The organism is Altererythrobacter sp. CAU 1778, from assembly GCF_054482795.1.
The window spans coordinates 393,762-416,441 of the sequence record NZ_JBTLRP010000002.1 but is presented as its reverse complement, the minus strand read 5'-3'; the positions used below and the strand labels follow the sequence as shown (position 1 = coordinate 416,441).

The window sequence follows — 22,680 nt, the reverse complement described above, 5'->3', positions numbered from 1 at the left end:
GGGCTTATACCCCCCTTACACCCCCTTTAGTCGCGATGTTAAAGCACGGCTCGTCGCCCATCAGCGTCGGTCCGTCGTCTGCGGTAATATGGTTACCGAACTTGCAACCATACCGATTCAATGTTTTCTAACTCGCATAACTGGCGCGACTCACGAGTCGTAGTGACCCTTGGGGATAGCGCCATTTGCGGGCCGCAGAAGTGAGTTTGGGCTGAGTTTTCAGTTCCTTGTGCTTGTGCGGCCGACACCCGCTCCATCACCCGCTTCTGCGCGAGGGCCAAGGCCCGCCCCGTAGCGATGGGGTTTGAAAATGATGGATTTCACTAGCCGCGACAACGGCCGGTTCGACGACGACAGCGTCAATCTGCAAGACGGTGCAAATCCGCCAGGCCGTAGCGTCAGCGCTGGCCGGGTGCTGTTGCCGGACGCCAATGGCGTGGTCGTCCTGCCCGGCGATGCGACGCTCGAAGATGTCCGTGCGGAAGGCCGCGACCTCGTCGTCGAACTGTCCGACGGCACCCGCTATGTCATCCCCGACGGCGCCATCGTCGTGCCCCAGCTGGTGGTCGGTGGCGTGGCCATCCCGCCGCTCAATCTCGCCGCGCTGCTGGTCGATTCAGAACCCGAGCCTGCGGCGGGTAACCCACGGAGTTCAGGCGGAAATTTTGCCGTAGACCCCGGCGATATCCAGGCCGCCTACGGCCTTGGCGACCTGCTTCCCTACACCGAGTTCGCCCGCCCGGAAGAACCGGAACGCGAAGTCATTCCCGGCTTGCTCGACCGTGAACCCGACGTCGTCATAGAAACGCCCGACAACCCGGCCGGCGTGGTGAATGCCATCGCCACGGTGGACGAGGAAGGCCTCCCCGCCCGCAAGGGCGAACCCGCCGGCACCGGCTCGGAAACCAGTGCCGAGACCACCAGCGGCACCATCGTCTTCGCCACGCCCGACGGCCTCGCCTCGATCGCGCTCAACGGCGTGGTGATCAGCGAGGTCGGCCAGACTTTCGTCACCGATCTCGGCGTGCTGACCATCACCAGCATCGACCTTGCGAGGGGCGAAATCGGCTTCAGCTATACGCTGACGGACAATTCGTTCGGCTCCGACGGGGTCGATCCGTTCGCAGTCACGGTCATCGATCGCGATGGCGACACGGCGAGTGCGACGCTCAACGTACAGATCGTCGACGACCAGCCCATCGTGGTGGCGGACGTCGATGCAATCGCCGCAGGCAACTACGGCCCGGCCACCGGCAACGTCATCACCGGAGAAGGTACGGCAGGCACCACCGCGGACGAAGTCGGCGCGGACGGCGCGACATTGACCGGGATCGCCAATTCCGAAGGTGTGGCCGGCTCCGCCACACAGGAAGGCGCACTCGTCGTGCAAGGCCTCTACGGCACGCTCACCATCGCGCCGGACGGCAGCTATTCCTACGTTCGTGCGCCCGGTACCGCAGGCGGCGTCCGCGACGTGTTTACCTACACGCTGACCGACGGGGACGGCTCCACTGCGAGCACAACGCTGACCATCGACATCGGCGATTCGCCCGCCGTGGTCATCTCCGTCCCGGAAGCGGGCGCTGGCACCATCGTCGACGAAGGCGGCCTGCCTCCTCGTACGGACGGGCCGGTCGGATCTGGCGAAGGCTCCGACGGGATACCCGACAACGACAGCGATGGTTCGGAAGCGACCAGCGGCACGATCACCTTCGCCGCACCCGATGGCGTGGCTACGGTCGAAATCAACGGCGTGGTCGTAACCGGACCCGGTCAGGTCATCACCGTGCCCGAAGGAACGCTGACGATCATCGGCTTCGATCCTGACAGCGGCACGCTCGACTACACCTTCACGCTGGGCGACGACACAAGCGGCGACGATACCAGCGTGACCTTTACCGTCACCGTAACGGACGTGGACGGCGACAGCGACAGCGCCGATTTCACCGTCCATGTCATCGACGACGAGCCTGTGGCGGTGGATGATTTCGCCACGCAAGGCGCGGAAAACGCCAGCATCATCGTCGACGCCTTTGCCAACGACATCACCGGCGCAGACGGTGTCGCGCTCTCCGACATCGCGGTGGTTGGCGGCACGCTGTCCGGCGCGGGCACATTGACCTACAATGGCGACGGCACCTTCACCTACGTCCCCGCACCGGGCGAGGACGGCGACGCCAACGGCCACGTGACTTTCGACTACACCATCACCGATGCCGACGGGGATGTCTCAACCGCCACCGTGACGATCACACTGCTGGGCGATTCCACGCCGAGCATACAACTTGCGGGCGATAACAGCGTCGACGAAGCGGGCCTCCCCGCCCGCGGGAGCGAGCCGGAAGGTTCGGACGCCGCCGCAAACAGCGAGACGGCTGTCGGCACGATCACCCCGGCGACTGGCAACGACACCCTCGCCAGCCTCGTTATCAATGGCGTGAATGTTACCGCCGGCGGAACCGTCACCACGGCCACTGGCATCCTGACCGTCACGGCAAATGCCGACGGGACCTATGGTTACAGCTACACGCTGAGCGACAACACGCTCAACGACCCGGACAGCGACAGCTTCACCCTCACCGTCACCGACAGTGACGGCGACACCGCGACGACAACGCTCGTCATCGGGATCGTCGATGACGCTCCGGCAGCATCCGACGATGCGAACACCCTCGGCGCTGGCGAGTACGGCCCCGTTGTCGGCAATGTCACTGCAAACGACGCCCCCGGTGCCGATGATTTCGACGTGGTCAGCTTCTCCGGCACAGGCGGCAATGTCGCGGCAGGAATGACGGTCAGGGGCACGTACGGCACGCTCACCATCGAGCCAGACGGCAGCTACAGCTACACGCGCGATCCCGGTACGCCGGGCGGCGTTGCCGACAGTTTCGATTACGTCATCCGCGATGGCGATGGCGACACCGCCAGCGCTACGCTGGTCATCACCATCGCCGACAGCCCCGTCACCGTGATCGTTCCGCAGCCGGATCCGGGCGGCGATCCCGCGCTCAGCGATGCCGGTACGGTTGTTTACGAGGCAGGCCTCGCGGGTCCGCCTGCGGGTTCCGCAGCAGCTGGCGATGGCGAACAGACCTCGGGCAGCATCACCTACACGGCGCCCGACGGACCGGCAGTCGTGACGATCGGCGGCGATGTCGTGAATGCAGTCGGCCAGACGATCGACGGCGCTTTCGGCACGCTGACCATAACCTCGATCGCAAACGGGGTGATCGGCTACACTTACGAACTGACTACGAACACCAGCGGCGACACGACGTCCGACGTGTTCCCGGTCACCGTGACCGATCAGGACAACGATACAACGTCGTCCAGCCTCGAAGTGATGATTGTCGACGATGTGCCGACGGCGCGCGCCGATACCGACAGCGTCACCGAAGATAGCCCGCTCGTCGCCGACGGCAACGTCATCACCGGCAGCGGCGGAGCGGACGCGAACACTGCCGACGGGGTGGTGGACACCACCGGGGCTGATGGCGCGAGCGTCACGGCCGTGTCTTTCGGTGCCGTCACGGGCACAGTCGGCGGCAGCACGGCGGGCGCTTATGGCTCGCTCGTCCTCAAGGCGGATGGCAGCTACGAATACCAGCTCGACAACGCCAATGGCGCTGTCCAGGGCCTGGACAGCAGTGAGACGCTGACCGAAACCTTCACATACACCATCACCGATGGCGACGGTGACCCGGCGACGACCACGCTGACGATCACCATCAGCGGCGCGAACGATCCGGTGACGATCGGAAGGCTCGACCTTGCCGCTCCCGAAGTGACTCTCGACGAAGACGATCTGCCGGTCGGATCGGACACTTCGCCCGAACCGCTCAGCCAGTCGGGTACGTTCACCGTCACGTCGCCCGATGGCCTGAACACGCTGACCGTCGGCGGCCAGACGGTGTTCGAAGCCGGGCAGAGCGTCACCTTCCCCGTCACCGTCGACGATCCCGTTTACGGCCTGCTGACCATTACCGGCATTGCCACCACCACCGACGCCGCAGGCGATGTGGTCTCAGCGACGATCTCCTACACCTACGTGCTCGACGGCAATTCGCTGCGGCACGATCAGGCCGGGCAGGACAGCTTTACCGACAGTTTCGACGTCGTCGCGACGGACACCGACGGATCGGTCGACACAGCCTCGCTCGATATCCGCATCGTCGACGACGTGCCCGGCGCGAAGAATGACGGGCCGGTTTCACAAGGCACCGAGAATACCGCTTTCACCATCGATGCGCTTATTAACGACGTATTCGGCGCGGACGGTGTCACCACCACCAATGGGACCAAGGTCTTCGTTTCATCGCAAGCAGCGCAAGGCACCGTCACCTACGATCCTGCAACGGGTATGTTCACGTACACGCCTGCCCCGAACGCAGGCTCCGGCGGCAATTTGTCGGACAGCTTCGAGTACACGATTATCGACGGTGACGGCGACGCTTCGACCGCCACGGTCACCGTAACCCTGCAGCCGGATTCCGAGCCGCAAGGCGGTCAGGTCACGGCGACGCTCGATGATGATGGGCTTGCGAACGGCAACCCAGCCTCGCCCGCCGACCTGTCGGATCTTGATGCCAATGCGGGCGATGATCCGGCCGATGTTAGCGAAGCCAGCTTCACCGGCACGGTCAGCTTCGATCTAGGAAACGATGGCCCCGGTACAGTTGCATTCGACCCGGCACTGAATGGCGCGACCGCCACGATCGGCCGTGAAACTGTGACCTATTCGGTCAGCGGCAACAAGCTGACCGCCACCGGTCCACGTGGCGAATTGTTCACCGTGACGATCACCAACCCGGTCACTGGCGATTACGTCGTGACGCTGCTCGACAACGTTTTTCACGCCGGTGGGCCGAACCAGGAAGCGACCGATGCGCTGGCGACGCTCGGCTTCGTCGTCACCGACAGTGAAGGCGATGCTGGCACTGCGAGCCTCTCGATCGTGTTCGACGACGATGCACCGACCGCATACGACAATGCCAATTCGGTGACCGAGGGCGGCGCGGCAGCTGGCAACGTGCTGAGCGATGCGAACCTGTCGGGCAAGGTGGATCTTCCCGGCGCGGATGGTTTCGCAGGCACTGGTGCCATCGGCACGGTCGCCAGCATTAACGCGCCAGCCAGTGTTCCGACCACCGATTCGACCGGACATCTGGTCATTACCGGCCAGTACGGTACGCTGACAGTCGATCCCGCGACCGGTGCCTACACCTACGAATCCAACGCCAATTCGACCAACGCCGATGTGCAGGACGTCTTCTCCTACACGGTGGTGGATGGCGACGGCGATACCTCCACCTCGACGCTTACGATCGATATCGACAACGTTGCCGGGCAGGTCTTCGACAATGACGCCATCGTCAACGAAGCGGGGCTGGACGGCATCGGCAGCGCGAGCGGTGCCGACAGCGAATTTGACACCGACGGTCAGATCACCGTTGTCGGAGCCGCCCCGGGTACCGTGCTGACCTACCAGATCGTCGGTTCCTCAACCGGCCAGTATGGTACGATCACGCTCGATCCGCTCACCGGTGCCTACACTTACGATCTTACCAGCCCGGTCGATGGAGACGATCCGCTTGTCGCCCAAGGCGGCGACAATGGCGCGAACACCGTCACTGGCGAGGAAAGCTTTTCCTACCGCGTGGTCGACAACAACGGCAATGAGATCGGCACCGGGACCATCCAGGTCAGCATCGTAGACGATGTTCCTGTGGCGAGCGATCAGGCCACCGTCACCGTGGCCGAGGACGCGCCCGGCACGATCGGCGGCAATGTGATGACCGACGGAACGCCCGACACGCAAGGGGCAGACGGGGCCACCGTCACCAGCTTCACGGTGAACGGCGTCACGACTTCGGTTCCGCAAGACGGCAGTCCGGGCAGCTATGCCAACGGCAACGGCAGCTATCTCGTCGACATGTTCGGCAACTGGACGTTCGATCCCGCACCGGGGCTCGACCAGACGAGCGGCGATATCGCGGCCGGCTTCACCTACACGCTGACCGATGGCGACGGCGACACCGACACAGCCGCGCAGCCGATCACCATTACCGACGGCGCAGGGCCGGTTGCTGGCCCGTCCGTTGCGGTGCTCGTGGACGATCAGAACCTCGTGGATGCGAGCGGCAATCCGTTCGGTCCCGATATCGACAGTGATACGATCGCCTTCACCGCAGGCTCCGACGCCATCGCCACAATCCGGTTCGGCAGCACCGCGGGCCTCGATCCGAGCCTCGACTGGGTCGTCTCTCCCGATGGGCAGACCATCGTCGGCTCCGATGGCGCGGATCCGATCGTCACACTGACGCTCGTTCGCGTCGGCGATACGGTCACGGTCACGGCGACGCTTAGTGACAATTACGATAGCCACCCGGTGATCGGAACCGGACTTGCCGGTGACGACACCTTCGCGCTGGGTTCGGTCGACGTCGTCGCTCGCGACATCGACGGGGACGAAGCGACCAGCTCGGTCAGCGTCGCCGTTTCCGACGATGTGCCAGACGCGATCGACGATGCGCCGCAAAGCGTGGCCGAAGACGCCGCAGGCAGCGTTGGCGCCAACCTTCTCGCAAACGACGATGGCGGCGCGGACGTCGATGCCACGGTAACCAGCTTCACTGTCGGCGCGGTGACCACCGCCGTGCCGCAGGATGGCAGCGCAGCCGTGCTCGCGACCACGAACGGCACGTACACGGTGTATGCCGATGGTGCGTGGACCTTCGATCCGAACCCCGGGCTCGACCAGAGCGCCGGCAACATCGATGCAGGTTTCACCTATACGTTGACCGACGCGGACGGCGATTACGACAGCGCCAGCCAGCCCATCACCATCACGGATGGTGTAGGACCGGTTGCCGGTCCGGGCGTCTCGCTGCTGGTGGATGACGGGAACCTCGTAGACGCGAACGACAATCCGATCGGACCCGACAGCGACAGCGGCACCGTCGTCTTTACCGCCGGATCGGATGCCATCGCGACGATCGGCTTCGGTGCGGTCACCGGTCTTCATCCAAGCCTGGACTGGAACGTCTCGGCGGACGGACAGACCATTACGGGTTACGATGGCGCCGACCTGATCGTTACCGTCACTCTGGTACGATCCGGCGACAGCGTCACCGTGACGGCCGAGCTGTCGGACAATTATGACAGCCATCCTCTCGCCGGGGACGACACCTTCGACTTGGGCGATGTTGAGATCATTGCGCGCGATATCGACGGTGACGAAGCCAGCGCCACGGTAAGCGTCGCGGTTTCCGATGACGAGCCGCTGGTCACCGTGACCGGCGTGGAAGACAGCGCAACGGTCGACGAAACCAATCTCAATGTTACCGACTTCGCCGATTTCGCGGGGAGCTTCTCCGTTTCCTACGGCGCGGATGGGGAACTTTCGACCGCCTACACGCTGGGTGTCACCTCTGCCCTTTCCGGTCTGACAGACACCGCGACGGGGCAGCCGGTCGGCATTGCGCTGGAAGGTACCGCCGTGGTCGGCCGCAACACCGCCGGGGACGAGGTGTTCCGCGTGACCGTGGATGGCAATGGCCGCGTCACGCTCGACCAGAATCGCGCTGTCATCCACAGCGACCCCACGCTCGCGAACGAGCCGGTTACGCTGGCAGACGGCCTGATCACGCTGAAGCTGACCGCGACCGACAATGACAACGACGTAGCCGATGCGACGATCGCCATCGGTGCGAACCTGGTCTTCCTCGACGACGCGCCAGTCACGCTCAGCGCGAACCCGACCGGGGTGCAGGCAATCGTCGACGAGACCAGCGGTTTCCCGACCAGCTACACCACCACCTCGTCGGTCGTCAGCGGGGTCATCGACGCAGGGAACGACGGGCTCAAGTCGCTCGCCTTCGCGCTCGACCTGACCGGCGACGGCAGCACGTCGCTCACCACCAGCCAGGGCGGATACGCCATCACGCTGGTCCATGACGAAGCGACCACGCCCAACCTCGTAACGGGCACCTATGTCGATGGCAGCGGCGTAACGCAGACCGCCTTCACAGTGGTGATAGACGCTACCGGCAAACTGACCGTCACACTCAATACCGCGCTCAACCATCCAGTGGACGGGCCGGAAGGTCCGGCGCATGACGATCCGCTCGACCTCGCCGGTCTGGTCAACGCCGTGGTGACCATCACCGACGGTGACGACGATCCCCTTTCGGCCGAAGCGCCGATCGGCAATCTGATTATCTTCAAGGATGACGGACCAAGCGCGCAGGACGACACGAATACGCTGACCGAGGATACCGCTTCGGTCGCAGGCAATCTCCTGACCGATGGCACCGCGGACAGTTACGGCAACGATGGTGCGGGTTCGATCCAGTCGATCAGCGGTTCCGGCGGGGCGGGATCGGTCGGCGGCACCACGCCGGGGGCTTTCGGTACGCTCACGCTGCAACCCGGCGGTGGCTATACCTACGCTCTCAACACGGCGGCCGTGCAATATCTCGACACTGGCGAGAACGTGGTCGAGGTCTTCAATTACACCATCGTCGACGCCGATGGCGACACGTCCAGCGCGACGCTGACGATCACCATCACCGGCACGAACGATGCGCCGACGATCACCCCGGACACTGGCGCAGTGTCGGACGAAGGGCTCGCCTATGGCAATGCCGATGCGTTGGGCAATCCGACGGACACGACCGATGCCTTGAGCGATGGGGGCACGCTGACGATTGCCGATCCGGACGATAGCGCCGCGGACTTTGCCGTTACGCTGGGCACCCCGACGCTCGCGCTGACTTCGAACGGTGACGCCGTGACATGGTCGGGCGCGGGTACCGGCCTGCTGATCGGTTCGGCAGGCGGTTCGGAGGTGATCCGCATTTCCATCACCGACGCCGGCGCCTGGTCCATCCAACTGAGCGCCCCCATCGACCACGTCGACGCCTCTGGCGAGAACGTGTCGAGCCTGGTTGTTCCGGTGACGGTGTCCGACGGAGAGGCTACCGGCGGATCGACGATCGCCATCAGCCTGGAGGATGACAGCCCCGTCGGCTTCACCCCCGTCCATATCGACGACACCACGAATGCCACTGCCACGGCGCAGGACAATCCCCTGCTCAACAACGGCAGCGCAAACGTGACCCGCCTGATCAACGATGCCAACAACGATGGCATCGGAGAGAACTTCATCGGCGGGGACGGTTTCGGCAGCCTGACCTTTATCAACGGCACCAACGGTCAGGCTTTGGCGACGACCGGCGGCAGTGCGGTTACTTCGGGCGGCGATGCGGTATACCTGTTCGGCTTCGGCACGGGCACGCTGACCGCGACGACGAGCGCGACCAACACCGATCCGGGCGGGGTGGTCTTCACCGTGACGCTGGACGAAGGCACCACCGGCGGGTCCGACGCGACCTACCAGATCGAGTTCTTCGCGGAACTCGACGACGGCTCCGGTACGGTGTTCGACGATTTCAGCGCGATCAAGCCGAACCAGTACGACTGGGTGGGCTTCCAGGCTGACGGAACGCTGTTCGACAACACGATCAACGGCAGCGAAGATATCCTGATCACGTCGAAGAATTCGACCACCGGGGTTGCCGGAACGGTCAACATGAGTTCGACCGACATCGGTGCGAACAACCAGTGGATGGAAGTCAACGAGACATTGCGGCTCGACTTCGTCATCGACGGAGCAGGCGCAGGCAGCGAGAAGACGCCGCGCGGCTACAGCTTCGAACAGCATTACGACGTTACCAACGCCTCCTTCTCCGTCATTCAGCTGAAGGGTGGCTCGCTGGCTTCGGTAACGCTGCGCCTGCTCGACGATCCCGATACCGGTAACAAGAAAGACCTGACCGGCACCACCGTCAGCGTCGAACCTGGATCCGTCGTCGTGACCAACAGCGCCGGCGCGGATGTCAGTGGCAGCCGGACGATCACCTACAATGCGGATGGCACCGTCACGGTCGGCGGTCTTCAGTCCGGCGACAGCGTCTCCTTCGAAGGCGTGTCCGCTTTCAACGCGCTGGAAATGATTCATGCCGGCGCTGGCGACTTCTCGATGGGCGCGTTCGGTTTCACCTCGCCGGTGCTCGGCAGCAACCTACCGTTCGAATTCGACGTTCAGGCAAAGGATTTCGACGGCGACACGTCCACCGGCACGATCGGCTTCACCGTGACGCCCGATACGCTAACCCCTGTCGTGCTCGACATCTCGGGCAAGGGGCTGGCCTTTGCCGGAATCGACCAGGGCATTGCCTACGATTACGACGGCGATGGCGTGAAGACGCAGACCGCCTGGGTCATGGCGGGCAGCGCGATACTCGTGCACGACGCCGACAATAACAACACCGTGACAGGCGCTTCGGAATTCGTCTTCGGCGGCAATGGCATGACCGATCTCCAAGCCATCGCTGCCAGCTACGACGAAAACGGTGACGGCAGGCTGGACGCGCAGGACAGCGCCTTCGGCCAGTTCGGCATCTGGCAGGATCACGATCAGGATGCAGAGGCGGATGCCGGCGAATACACGACGCTGACCGACGCCGGGATCACGTCGATCAGCCTGGTGTCGGACGGAACGGCCGGTTCGGCCGCAGGCGGCGACGTCACTATCTTCGGGGAAGCGAGCTTCACCTGGGAAGACGGATCGACCGGCGTGTTCGCCGATGCCGGTTTCCAGCTTGGTGCGGATGTCGATGGCGCGGCAATGGACCTGCTGCTGGCAGCCCATACCGCCGAACTGCCGGACGACCCGGTCGCGATGGCAGAACGTTCGACCGCAGATCTTGCCGACGCCAGGGTCGCGATTGCCGACATCGACGACAACGGCGCAGTCGATGCGATCCTCGACGGGCTGCTCGGCGACGTTCCGCTGGGTGGTCATGGTGTCGGCGGCGACGCGGGGGGCGGATACGTCGGCGCATTCGACTTTGCTGCCGTCAGTCTCACCGGGACAGATTCGTTTTCGCAGATCATCATTGCCGAAATGCACGAAGATGCGACGGCGCTGGCAGCTGCTCAGTCTGCATAAGAAAAGTATTGCGACGCAAAGAACGCAAACGAATACAAGGGGGTACTTCCAATGAATCGCAAACTTCTGGCAATGGCAGGTATGGCCGCAGCGGCGTTCGCCCTGCCCACCGGCCTCGCCGCGCAGGATGTCCAGTCGGGCAGCGACCTGCTCGCGCTGGGCGATGGCGAACTCGATAACGCGCTGGAAACGCGCTACGACGCAGGACTCGCCGCGTCGACCAACGACGCGATCGTCAACGGCAACGACCCCCGCTACCTCTGGGCACTGGAAACCAAGGTCCAGTGCGGCATCGCGATCGGCTATCGCAAGTCAGGTACGCGCGACGAACCGAGCATCCGCAAATGTGCGCTCGCCTACGCGATGCTCAATCGCCAGCCCCGGGTCATGCCGCCACCGGTGCGGCCAGAGCCACCCGCGATCTGCAACGCGCGGGTAGCCGGTACGGTGTATTTCGAGTTCGATTCCGCGGCAGTCCCGGCCAGCACCAGCGAACTGCTCGACGAACTGACCACCACCACCGCGACCTGCAGCTGGAAAAGCTTCGTCGTCGTCGGCCATACCGACCGCTCCGGCAGCAACGCCTATAACGATGCGCTTGCCCTGCGCCGCGCCGAAGCCATCGCTCAATTGATGCGCGGGCGCGGCATTGGCGAAAGCGTGTTGGCCGTCTCCGGCCGCGGGGAGGAAGATCCCGCAGTCGATACTGCCGACGGCGTGCGTGAAGAGCGCAACCGCCGGGTCGAAATCACGGTCCAACGCTAAGGGAGGGGTGGACAGATGAAAACGCTCAAGAATTTCACGCTCGCCGCTTCGGCAATGTTGCTGGCCGGCGCATCGTCGCACGCTCTGGCGCAAGACGGCGCGGTCACCATGACCGAGGCCATCGAGGTGGCCATGGCAAGCAATCCGCAGATCATCGAAGCACAGATGAACACCGAGGCCATCCAGTTCGAGCGCGAACAGGCGCAGGGCCGCTATCTGCCGCGCATCGACCTCGAAGGGTCGGCCGGCATCCGCCGCCTGGAGAACCCGACCCGCCGCAATCTCGGCATCGCCAACAACGAGCTTTACCCGCTCGAAGCGAGCCTGCGGGGCGACTGGACGTTGCTCGACTTCGGTCGACGCCGGGGCGAGGTGCTGCGGCAGGCGGCCCGCGTCGACGGTGCCTCCCTGCGGGTGATCGAACGCTCGGAGTTCGTGGCGCTGCAGGTCGCGCGGCAATATCTCGACGTCTTGCTGCAACAGCGCGTCGTCGCTGCGTCGATGGACAATGTCTCGTTCCACCAGAACCTCGTCGGGGATCTCGGCACCGGGGTGGAGCAAGGCTCGATCAGCATCGCCGACCAGCAGCAGGCGGAGGAGCGGTTGCAGTCCGCCCTCGTCCGTCAGGCCGAGGCCGAGCAGGCACTGGAAGACGCCAGGATCTCGCTGCGCAGCCTGACCGGGCTGGACGTTTCGCAGGTGGTGGTCCCGCCCGACCTCGGCGCGCAACTGCCCACCGGGGTGGAGCAGGCCATCGGCGAGGCACGTCTGCGCAACCCGCTGGTCCGCGAGGCGCAGGCCGATGTCGATGCCGCCAACGCCATGGTGACATCGGCGGAGGGCGAGCTTGCGCCGACCGTGGGCGTCGAAGTCCTCGGCCGGATCGGCGACGACATCGACGGTTTCCAGGGGCGGACCGAAGACCTGCAGGCGCGCGGTTACGTTCGCTGGACCTTGTTTGATGGCGGCATCCGCCAGGCCCAGGTGCAGGAAATGGTCCGCCGTGCCAGCGAGCAGCGCTACCGCCTGCATCAGCGCGTGCGCGATGCGGAAGAGGACGTTCGCACGGCTTGGAACGCGCGTTCCAGTCAGGGCAACATCGTCACCGCCCTCTCGCGCCAGAGCCAGGTGGCAGACGATCTCCTCCTGTCCTACCGCAGCCAGTTCAATGTCGGGCGGCGATCGCTGCTCGACGTGCTGGATTCGCAGAACACCCGCTACAACACGCAGGTTAGGCTGGAGACGGCGCGCTTCTCGGAGCTGTTTGCCGAATATCAAGTATTGGCGGCAACCAACCGTTTCCTCGAAGTGCTTAACGTCGCCCCGGGTACGGGGGCCGGCAAGGCCGAGCGCGAGCAGTTCGATTACGGTCCGCCCACGCCTGCGGAATTGCAGCGCCGCCGCTACGCCCGATAGGGGCGGCGCGGTTCGGCGGCAGAAGAAGGAAATAGCGGTGGCAGATGCCGATCCGATGCGTGCGGACAGCGCGGCCGCTGCTGTGGGTGATGCGCTCACCCTCAGCATAGCCGCGCTTGCTGCGCGTTTCGACCTGGCGCTTCCGCCCGATATCTGGGCCTCGCTGGCGCGCAATTCCGCAGGGCAGGTTCCCTTCCACCAGGCCGACGCCGCGCTGGACCTGTCGGGCCTGAAATTCGAAGAACGCCGCGGCACGCGCCTTCCCCGCGATGCCGATGCCTACCCGGCGCTTGTCCAGATCGACGGCGGCGGCGCAGTTGCGGTGATGGAGGCCAATGGCGGGGAACTGCTGGTCGCCCGGCCCGGCAGCGGTGAAGCGCAATGGGAGCCGCGCGATCAGCTGGCCGGCGAGTTTGCAGGCGGTTTCCGCAGCGTCTGGGGCGATCCCGACCAGTTGCGCGGCGAGGAAGCGCCGTGGCACGCCAAGGGCCGCCATCACTGGTTCTGGAGCGAGTTGCGCAAGGAACGCCGCGCCTTCCGCCCAGTCCTGCTCGCCTCGCTCATCATCAACGCGCTCGCGCTGGCTCTGCCGCTGTTCTCCATGAACGTCTACGACCGCGTCATTCCCAATCGTGCAACCGCATCGCTGTGGGTGCTGGCGGCGGGCGTCTTGCTGGCCTTTGCGCTGGAATTCGCGCTGAGAAATGCTCGCTCCAACGTGATCGACCAGATCGGGCGGCGCCTCGACCTGCGGCTGTCGCAGAAGATCTACACCCGCCTGCTGTCCACTCCGCTGGCATCAAAGCAGGGAAGCACCGGCGCACTGGCGGCGCGGGTGGCGGAATATGCCGTGGTGCGCGATTTCTTCGCCTCGACCACCGTTGTGCTGATCGTCGACCTCGGTTTCCTTGTCCTGTTCGTCGCCACCATTGCCTACATCGCGGGCTGGCTGGCGCTGATCCCGTTGGCAGCCATGGGGGCCATGGCAGTCGCTGGGCTGATCCTGCAACGCCGTGTGACCGACGCCGCGCGCGACGCGCAGGCGGACCACGGCCTGCAGCAAACCATGCTGGTCGAATCCATCGCGGGAATGGAAACGCTGAAGGCCATGTCGAGCGAAGGCAGCATGATCGGCCGCTGGTATTCGCTGGCCGAGATCGGGACGCATTCCCAGCAGCGCCTGCGGAAAATCTCGACCACCGCGGTCGGCATGGCGACGAGCTTCCAGCAATTCTCGACCATCAGCCTCGTGATTAGCGGTTATTACTTGTTCGACGCGGGCGTCATCACGATGGGCGCGATCATCGCCATCGTCATGCTGTCTTCCCGCTCGCTCGCCCCGGCCGGGCAAATCGCCTTCCTGCTGACGCGCTGGAAGCAGGCCAGGGAGACGCTTGATTCAATCGAGAGGCTGTTCGATGCCGATGACGAACGCAAGCAGGGCAGCGCCGCGCTGCACCTGACTCCGCGCAAGGCGAACATCCGCTTCGAGCAATGCGAGTTCCGCTATCCCGATACGGAACGGCCTGCACTGGACGCGATCGATCTGTCGATCTCTCCGGGAGAGCGGGTGGCGATCATCGGCCGCGTCGCATCGGGCAAGTCGACCTTCGGCCGCGTGCTGTGCGGGCTCTACCAGCCCACTGACGGCGCCATGCTGATCGAGGGCGTGGACAGCCGACAGTATCGCCCGCAGGCCATTCGCGATGCCTTCCGCTATGTCGGACAGGACGCAGCGCTGTTTACTGGCACGGTCAAGGACAACCTTGCGCTCGGCAGCAAGGGGGCCGACGACGACGCCCTGCGCGCGGCCCTGCACACCACCGGTGCAGACACGTTCCTCGCTCGCGACGCAGGGGGCTTCGACCGCCCGGTGGGTGAGGCAGGCCGCCGCCTGTCGGGCGGTCAACGCAGTTTCCTCGCCCTGTCGCGCGCATTCGTTTCGCCTTGCGAACTTCTGTTCCTCGACGAGCCGACGGGCGCGATGGACAGCCAGACGGAGTCTCTGTTCGTGGAACGGCTAAAGCAGTCGCTGCGGCGCGAACAGACGCTCGTTGTGTCGACCCACCGCCCTGCCCTGTTCGCATTGTGCGACCGTCTGATCGTGCTCGATCAGGGCCGCGTGGTTGCCGACGGACCCAAGGCGCAGGTCATTGCCGCGTCGGGCGCTGGCTCTGCGAAGGATGCGTCATGACTATCGATCGAGGCACACTGTTCGTCGACGGTCCGGCCGCTCCTGCGCCGGTCCAATTGCCGGAACGCAAGAGCCGCACCTGGCTCTGGGCGATTGCCGCGATGGCGATGATCGCCGTGGCCGGAATCGTCCTTGCCCTCGTCACCCGCGCACCCTCGCCCGGTCTCTCGCCGGCACGCAGCATTGCCGCGCAGCAGGAACGCCAGCTGGCCGGGCTATCGGAGATGACCGACGGCGAACAGGCCGAGATGGTGGAGACCGGCGAGGACGCTGCCGCGCGCAACGATCGCATCCCCTTCACCACGCTCGCGCTCGAAAAGGTTGCCGCATTCCGCCAGCTTTCGGCCAGCGCCCCGGCTTACGACAACGCGCTGAAGTGCATGACGCAGGCCATCTATTACGAAGCGGCGAACGAACCAGAGCAGGGTCAGCGCGCCGTCGCACAAGTCGTGCTGAACCGGATGCGCCATCCGGCCTATCCCAATTCGGTCTGCGGCGTCGTGTATGAAGGCGTGCATCGCCCGGTATGCCAATTCAGTTTCACCTGCGACGGGTCGCTGCTGCGCGCACCGGTCGCCGGGCTCTGGCAGCGTGCGGAGCGTGTCGCCAAGGCCGCGCTGGCCGGAACGGTCGAGGCGAGCGTCGGCACCGCGACGCACTACCACGCCGATTACGTCCTGCCGCGCTGGGCCTTCACGCTTGCCAAGATGAACAAGATCGGCCGCCATATCTTCTACCGGTTTCCGGGGCGCGGGGGCAGCGCCAACGCGCTGCACGCCCGTTGGAGCGGCAGCGAGAGCATCCCCGGCCTCGACATGGATCGCCTGCGCGAAGAACTTGCCGCGCGTGACGACGGGGACATTGCCGCCGAAGCGGAATTCGTGCCCGGCACCACCGTGACGGCACATATCGCCGATCGCCATTCTGCAAACGATGTCGGCGGGCGTCTCGACACGACGAAGGAATGGCGGCTGTCCATTCCAGACCCGGTTGGCAACTCCGGAGCTTATTCCTCTGCGCTGGGCGCACAGGGGGAGGATGCGGTGATCAATTCTCCTGCCGTCGCGCTGGTGGACAACAAGAAGGCCGCTACGCCATGAAGTGGCTCGACAATATTGCCGAGTGGGATGCCAATCGCCGGCTGATCGCGGTCGCCGCCATCGGCATCGCACTGCTGACCTTGTGGGCCGCCTTCGCGGAGGTCGAGCAGATCACGCGCGGTACTGGCAAGGTCATCCCTTCCAGTAAGGCGCAGCTCGTGCAGGCAGCGGACCCTGCGGTCGTGCAGGAAATTCTCGTGCGTGGCGGGCAACGCGTATCGAAGGGCCAGCTGCTGGTTCGCCTCGACGACAGCGAAGCGGCATCCGCCGTTGGTCAGCTGCGGACGGAAAACGAGCGGCTTGAAGCCCGCGCAGCGCGTCTCGGCGCAGAGGGCGGCGCCGCAGGCGAAGGCTGCGGTCTGGGTACCGCCTGCGCGGAAGAAGCCGGGCTGGCGCAGGCCCGCCGGGCTGCGGCACGTAGCCGCGAATCCGCGCTGGCGTCGGCCGTGGAGCAGCGCCGCCGCGACCTTGGCGAAGGGCAGGCGACGGTCAATTCGCTCGAGAACAGCCTGCGGCTCGCCCGCGACGAAGTGAATATGCTGCGCCCGCTTGCCGAACAGGGCATCGTACCACGAACAGAACTGCTCTCCGCCGAGCGTGAGGCCGTCGACATCCAGGGGCGCCTGTCCGCCGCGCGGCAAGGAGTAGCGCGCGCGCAAGCCTCGATCCGGCAGGCGCAGGCGGATCTCAGCTCGGCGCGGCTGGAATTTCGCGAGCAGGCGCTGAACGAGCGTTCCGAGGTCCGCACCCGCATCGCGGTCAACCAGCAGAGCATTCGCGGGGCGGAGGCGCGCCAGCAACGCAACGAATTGCGTGCACCCGCCGACGGCATCGTCAACGACGTGCAGATCACCACCGTGGGCGGCTTCGTCAGCCCGGGAGAGATGCTGATGCAGGTCGTCCCCATCGGTGACCGCCTGCTGGTGGAAGCGCGCGTTTCACCCTCCGACATCGCTTTCATCAAGGTCGGGGACCCCGCCAATGTGAAGGTCACCGCCTACGACTTCTCGATCTACGGCGGCCTGACGGGACGCGTGGCGCAAGTCTCCGCCGACAGTATTTACGACGAGGTCGAGCGGCAGGCCTATTACACCGTGCTGATAGAGACCAACCGCTCGTTCATTTCCAAGAACGGGCAGGAATTCCCGATCGTGCCGGGAATGATGACCGATGTGGAAGTTATAACCGGAAAGCGGACGATCCTGTCCTACCTGTTCAAGCCGGTAGCCAAAGCCTTCGACCAGGCGCTGACCGAGAGGTAATGCCGCTCAGTAGCCGTGCAGCCAGCTGCTGGTGGCGCTGTAGCTGAGGATCGGGCGGTAATCGTTCGCCTCGCGTGCGTCGATCAGCTTGTCCGTGTTGTTGTCCAGCATCGTCCAGCCACCGTCGTGCTTCACGACCAGCACCGCATGGTCGGCATTGCGAACGAGGTCGCGCGCGATGGTCAGATACATGTCCTCGCGCCGCACGCCGGCTGCCGCCAGCAGTTGCAGCTTGGCGATGGCATAGTCCTCGCAATCGCCTCGGCCGCTGGAAAGCGTCTGCGTGGCGCTGGCCCAATAGTCGCGCCGTCCGAAATTGTCGGCGTCCTCGACATAGCGGACTGCGTGATTGACGTAGCTGTTGACGCTGGCGAGCAGGTCGGTGCCTGCGCTCCCCTTGGCCACAGCGCGGCGCAGATACGTGCGCGAGACGCCCTTGCGGCCCACGCGCTTCCAGTCCGCATCGAAGCTGGTCTTCCCGATGCCGAGCCGCTTGCTGGCAAGGAAATCGTCTGGCCCGAAGCGCGGTCTGGACACCGACAGCGGCGGTTGCAGGATCGCGACCTTCGCCAGCGCAACTGTCCGATCAGGCTCACCGCCGGGAGGCGAGCAATCGAAGCCGGGGATGGAAAACTTCTCAGGCAACTTGATCGTCGGGCTCGCCATACCCGCTGCCGGAGCGAATGTGGCGCCGGCTTGCTGCATCTTCAGCCGCTCCAACGCACTGGTTGCTCCCCCGAGAATAGCCGAGGACTTATCCAGCGGCGCGACCACCGCAACGGGCGCGCCCAGCTTTTCGGGGCTGACCGGATGGTAGGCGCAAACGGCCTTCAGCGTGGGTGCCATCATCGCCGGGGCCAGCGCACCGGCATAGGCCGGAACGGCCTGCGCCGACGCCGCTGTAGGCGTCGACGCAAGTCCCGCTGCCGCAGCTGCTACCAACAGGAGGCGACAAGAACTGGGAGGAACCCGAACCATGGTGCCGATTTGCCCGAACAAGGTTCACGCATGGTTCGCGCCAATGGTTAACAGGCGGGAAACGACGCGGGGGCGCGCACCCGTCCATAGAGTCGCTTGACTTCATACCTCCCGCAGCGGCACCTGACGGTGGAGGGAAATCGAGAGGAGAGACGCGACATGGCGATAGACCAGCGCGCTCGGGAATTCCCGGATCGGCCCGCCATCGCGATGTCGGACGGCAGCGAGATGCTGACTTTCGCCCAGCTTGACGATCGCAGCGCGAAGCTGGCCGGTGCCTTACGCAACGGGATCGCACAGCCCGGTGACCGCATCGCCATGCTGATGGACAATTGCGCGGATTGCCTCGTGCTGGCCTGGGCCTGCCGCCGCGCCGGACTGCGGCTGGTCCCGATCAACTGGCACCTCGTGTCGGCCGAAATGCGATACGTGATCGAGGATTCGGATTCGGTCGCGGTGATCGCTCGTCCCCAGCTTGCGCGCGAGCATTCCTTTGCAGGTTCGAACGCCCGCCTGCTGGTGACCGGCTCTGATACGGTGGGACATTACGAGCCTCTCGAACCCCTGATTGCCGCCGCGGCCCCCATCGCGCCGGAAGACCAGCGCGAAGGCGCGATCATGTTCTATTCCTCCGGCACGACCGGGAAGCCGAAGGGTATCCTGCGGCCACTCTCGGAAGAACCGTTCGGCACGCCGAACGCTGTCGAGAGCGTGCTGATGCCCGCGCTGTTTCGCTTTCAGCCGGGCCAGTCGGTCTACCTCTCCCCCGCGCCGCTGTATCACGCCGCGCCGCTCGCCTACTGCGTCGCGGCGCTGTTTCTCGGCGGTACGGTCGTGATCATGCCCCAGTTCGAGCCGGAAGGCGTGTTGCAGGCGATAGAGCGACACCGCGTAACCCACGCGCAATTCGTACCGACGCATTTCGTGCGTATGTTGCGATTGCCGCACAAGGTCCGGGCCGCGCACGACCTCTCCTCCCTGCAATGTGCGATCCATGCTGCCGCGCCTTGCCCGCCCAAGGTCAAGCGCGAGATGATCGAGTGGTGGGGACCCATCATCGAGGAATATTATGCCGGCAGCGAGGGCGTCGGCTTCACCTATATCGGCAGCAGCGACTGGCTGGCGCATCCCGGCTCCGTTGGGCGTTCCCCCGTCGATCCGATCCACGTGCTGGATGAAGACGGGCAGCCCGTTCCCACCGGCGAGATCGGCATGGTATATTTCGAAGGTTCGGTGCCGTTTTCCTATCACAAGGCTCCGGAGAAAACGCAGGGCAGCTACAGTCCGCAAGGCTACGCCTCTATCGGCGACATGGGCTATCTGGACGAGGACGGCTTCCTCTACTTGGCCGACCGCAAGAGCCACATGATCATCTCGGGCGGCGTTAACATCTACCCGCAGGAAATCGAACACGCGCTGGCCGAGCACGCTGCCGTCGCGGACATCGCGGTGATCGGCGTGCCGAACGAAGATCTTGGCGAAGAAGTGAAGGCAATCGTCGAACTGCGGCCCGGCCATTCGGGCGACGACGCAATGGCGGAAGCGCTGATGGCGTTTGCCGCCGAACGGCTCGCGCGCTTCAAGTTGCCGCGCAGCTTTGCTTTCGTCGACGAACTGCCGCGTCTTCCGAACGGCAAGCTCCTGAAGCGCCAGCTGCGGGACGGCTACTGGAGGGAAACGGCGTGACCCGCGCGGTGGAAGGCAGTTTCAAAGGCGCTGGCGGTCGCAGCATCGCGACTTATCTGTGGACACCCGAAGGGCCTGCACGCGACCACCTGATTTTGTTGCACGGGCTGGCCGAACATGCCGGACGGTATGAGGATTTCGCCGCCTACATGACGCAGCGCGGCTACGCGGTCCACGCGCTTGACCATCAGGGGCACGGCAAGTCGGAAGGCGCGCGGGCGGTGATAGCCAGCTACGAAAGCGCGCGGGCGGATATCGACCATCTGGTCGGCAAGGTGCTGAGCGCGTCCGGCCTGCGAGGCGTCAAGCTGGTCGGCCATTCGATGGGCGGCTCGCTCGCGCTGGATTACGCTCTGCATCATCAGAACAAGCTGTCCGGGCTGGTCCTCAGCGGCCCCGCCATTGGCGGTGGCGTCAACCCGGTCAGCGCTGCTGTCCTCGGCTTGCTGGCAAAGGTCGCTCCGGAGGCTGGAACGGTGGAACTCGACCCGGCCTTCATCAGCCGCGACCCGGCCGTGGTTGCTGCCTATCGCGCCGATCCGCTCGTCCCGAACGGCAAGGTAAAGGCGCTGACCGCGCGCAACATGATGAAAGCGATCGATCAGTTCGCCCGCGAGGCGAACACGCTCACCGTACCCTGCCTGCTGATGCACGGCAGCGAGGACAAACTGGTTCCGCTGGCTCCGGTCAGACCAGTCTTCGATGCCATCGCATCGCCAGACAAGACCGTGCGGATATACGACGGCCTCTACCACGAGATCTTCAACGAGCCGGAGCGCGAGGAGGTTCTTCGCGAGGTATCAGACTGGCTCGGCGCGCACCCGCCGGAAGGCTAGAGCCCGAACGCCTCCGCCAGTGCAAGAGTGCGCTGCGCCGCTTTCAGATGCGGCACGTCGAACATCTTGCCGTCGATCCCGACCGTGCCCGTGCCCGGCTGCGCGGCGAATGCCTCGCTGACGCGCGCGGCGAAAGCGATCTCCTCCGCCGAGGGCGTGTAGGCCTCATTGATCGCAGCCACCTGCGCGGGATGGATCGCGAGCCGACCGCTGAACCCTTCACGGCGCGATTGGCGGCTATCGGCCAGGAGTCCGTCGGCATCGCGGAAGTCGGCGTAGAGCGTGTCGATCGCGAAAACCCCACAGGCGTGCGCGGCCATTAGCGTCAGCGAGCGGACCAGTTTGTAAGTGAACGAAAACTCGCCATCCGGACCTCGATTGCCCATCGCGCCGAGCGCCGCGGAGAGGTCTTCCGCCCCCCAGCTCATGCCGTAAAGGCTCGGCAGGTCGGCAGCGGCGTACTCCCCCAGCCGGAACGGCGCGATGGGTGTCTCCGTGACGAGGGGCAGGATCGGCGTATCGCCAAGCCCTTCATGCGCGGCCAGCCTGGACACGCAGTCCGGCCCGTTGGCCTTCGGCTGCATGATACCGTCGGGCTGCGCGCCCAGCACCGCTGCAAGATCTTCTGCCACCATTCCGCTGTCGAGGGGATTGACCCGCACCCACAGCTGCATCCCGCGCTGGCCCTTCGGACGTTCGGCGAGGAAATGGGCAACCAGTTGGCGCGCTGCTGCCTTTCGCTCCGGCGCGACGGCGTCCTCCAGGTCGAGGATTACCGCGTCCGCGCCGCAGTCGTCCGCCTTGGCGAGCTTCTTTTCGCTGTCGCCGGGTATGAAGAGGAAAGAGCGGACGGGCTTCACGCGGCGGGCCGTTTCAGTTGCAGGCCCGACCGTTTGCAGGATGCCACCAGCGTCTCGTCCTGATTGTAGGTGCGGTGGAGGAACGTGACGATCCCGGCGTTCGGGCGGGATTTGCTCTCGCGCAATTCCAGCACCTCAGTCTCGATCCGCAGCGTGTCGCCGATGAAAACCGGTGCGGGGAAGCGCACCTCGTCCCAACCGAGGTTTGCCACCGCCGTTCCCAGCGTGGTGTCGCCTACCGACACACCGACCATGAGCGACAGGGTGAAGCAGGAATTGACCAGCACGCGGCCATAATCGGTGCCCTTCATGTATTCCGCGTCGAGATGCAGAGCCGCCGGATTGTGCGACAGGGTGGTGAAAAGGACGTTGTCCGTCTCCGTGACCGTGCGCCGGATGGCGTGGTCGAATAGCTGCCCCACCTCCAGTTCGTCGAACCACACGCCTGCCATGCCCGCATCCTTGTAATTGCAATCGCAACCGCTTTGCACACAGCGCCGTGCCGGTGCAATCTCGGCAGGTGACATTTGGCCCGCGATGCCCGACAGTCCGCGCAAATGGAGAGAGGA

At 64.8% G+C, this 22,680-nt stretch carries 11 protein-coding genes; 8 read left to right on the top strand and 3 right to left on the bottom strand.

Translation table 11 applies throughout. The features are described 5' to 3' along the window. Window positions 1–310: 310 nt before the first annotated feature. Genes ACXYN8_RS10020 through ACXYN8_RS09995 form a run of 6 tightly spaced genes read left to right on the top strand, consistent with a single transcriptional unit; the run spans window position 311 to window position 17,751 of the window. Window positions 311–11,014 (top strand): DUF5801 repeats-in-toxin domain-containing protein, encoded by a 10,704-nt coding sequence (locus ACXYN8_RS10020; RefSeq protein WP_458889294.1) that lies wholly within the window; start codon window positions 311–313, stop codon window positions 11,012–11,014. A 51-nt stretch (window positions 11,015–11,065) separates the two neighbouring features. After that, a complete protein-coding gene (locus ACXYN8_RS10015) occupies window positions 11,066–11,779 on the top strand; it encodes an OmpA family protein (RefSeq protein WP_458889293.1) in 714 nt (237 codons plus the stop codon). Window positions 11,780–11,794: 15 nt separating this feature from the next. Continuing rightward, window positions 11,795–13,195 carry a TolC family protein gene (locus ACXYN8_RS10010; RefSeq protein ID WP_458889292.1) on the top strand — a complete coding sequence of 467 codons (1,401 nt, stop codon included), beginning with the start codon at window positions 11,795–11,797 and terminating at the stop codon, window positions 13,193–13,195. A gap of 37 nt (window positions 13,196–13,232) precedes the next feature. Further along, entirely contained in the window at window positions 13,233–15,389 is a 2,157-nt protein-coding gene (locus tag ACXYN8_RS10005; RefSeq protein WP_458889291.1) for a type I secretion system permease/ATPase, read from the top strand. Next, window positions 15,386–16,489: a cell wall hydrolase gene (locus ACXYN8_RS10000; RefSeq protein WP_458889290.1), complete on the top strand. Its 1,104-nt coding sequence runs from the start codon at window positions 15,386–15,388 to the stop codon at window positions 16,487–16,489. Before ACXYN8_RS10005 ends, ACXYN8_RS10000 begins: the two co-directional genes overlap by 4 nt. Then, the gene (locus ACXYN8_RS09995) at window positions 16,486–17,751 is read left to right on the top strand and encodes an HlyD family type I secretion periplasmic adaptor subunit (protein WP_458889289.1); all 1,266 of its coding nucleotides are present in this window, start codon (window positions 16,486–16,488) and stop codon (window positions 17,749–17,751) included. Before ACXYN8_RS10000 ends, ACXYN8_RS09995 begins: the two co-directional genes overlap by 4 nt. 6 nt (window positions 17,752–17,757) lie before the next feature. On the opposite strand, the gene ACXYN8_RS09990 is transcribed toward ACXYN8_RS09995, so the two are convergent. Then, entirely contained in the window at window positions 17,758–18,693 is a 936-nt protein-coding gene (locus ACXYN8_RS09990; protein WP_458889288.1) for a transglutaminase-like cysteine peptidase, read from the bottom strand. Between the two features lie 195 nt (window positions 18,694–18,888). Here ACXYN8_RS09990 and ACXYN8_RS09985 point away from each other — a divergent pair, with 195 nt between their 5' ends. Together ACXYN8_RS09985 and ACXYN8_RS09980 are read left to right on the top strand one after the other, a co-directional pair. Then, on the top strand, window positions 18,889–20,415 hold the full coding sequence (locus ACXYN8_RS09985) for an AMP-binding protein (RefSeq protein ID WP_458889287.1): 1,527 nt from the start codon (window positions 18,889–18,891) through the stop codon (window positions 20,413–20,415). After that, complete coding sequence (locus tag ACXYN8_RS09980) at window positions 20,412–21,251, top strand: alpha/beta hydrolase (protein ID WP_458889286.1); 840 nt, start codon at window positions 20,412–20,414, stop codon at window positions 21,249–21,251. Before ACXYN8_RS09985 ends, ACXYN8_RS09980 begins: the two co-directional genes overlap by 4 nt. Here the strand turns inward: ACXYN8_RS09980 and ACXYN8_RS09975 are convergent. Both ACXYN8_RS09975 and ACXYN8_RS09970 read right to left on the bottom strand, forming a co-directional pair. Next, the gene (locus tag ACXYN8_RS09975; protein WP_458889285.1) at window positions 21,248–22,111 is read right to left on the bottom strand and encodes an HpcH/HpaI aldolase/citrate lyase family protein; all 864 of its coding nucleotides are present in this window, start codon (window positions 22,109–22,111) and stop codon (window positions 21,248–21,250) included. The genes ACXYN8_RS09980 and ACXYN8_RS09975 overlap by 4 nt on opposite strands. Then, the gene (locus tag ACXYN8_RS09970; protein WP_458889284.1) at window positions 22,108–22,563 is read right to left on the bottom strand and encodes a MaoC family dehydratase; all 456 of its coding nucleotides are present in this window, start codon (window positions 22,561–22,563) and stop codon (window positions 22,108–22,110) included. Before ACXYN8_RS09970 ends, ACXYN8_RS09975 begins: the two co-directional genes overlap by 4 nt. Window positions 22,564–22,680: the final 117 nt, after the last annotated feature.

Excerpts from the sequence above, each read along its gene's own strand:
- ACXYN8_RS09995 (WP_458889289.1), top strand. The coding sequence starts at position 16,486 with ATGAAGTGGCTCGACAATATTGCCGAGTGGGATGCCAATCGCCGGCTG.
- ACXYN8_RS09970 (WP_458889284.1), bottom strand. The coding sequence starts at position 22,563 with ATGGCAGGCGTGTGGTTCGACGAACTGGAGGTGGGGCAGCTATTCGAC.
- ACXYN8_RS10020 (WP_458889294.1), top strand. The coding sequence starts at position 311 with ATGATGGATTTCACTAGCCGCGACAACGGCCGGTTCGACGACGACAGC.
- ACXYN8_RS10010 (WP_458889292.1), top strand. The coding sequence starts at position 11,795 with ATGAAAACGCTCAAGAATTTCACGCTCGCCGCTTCGGCAATGTTGCTG.
- ACXYN8_RS10015 (WP_458889293.1), top strand. The coding sequence starts at position 11,066 with ATGAATCGCAAACTTCTGGCAATGGCAGGTATGGCCGCAGCGGCGTTC.
- ACXYN8_RS10000 (WP_458889290.1), top strand. The coding sequence starts at position 15,386 with ATGACTATCGATCGAGGCACACTGTTCGTCGACGGTCCGGCCGCTCCT.
- ACXYN8_RS09985 (WP_458889287.1), top strand. The coding sequence starts at position 18,889 with ATGGCGATAGACCAGCGCGCTCGGGAATTCCCGGATCGGCCCGCCATC.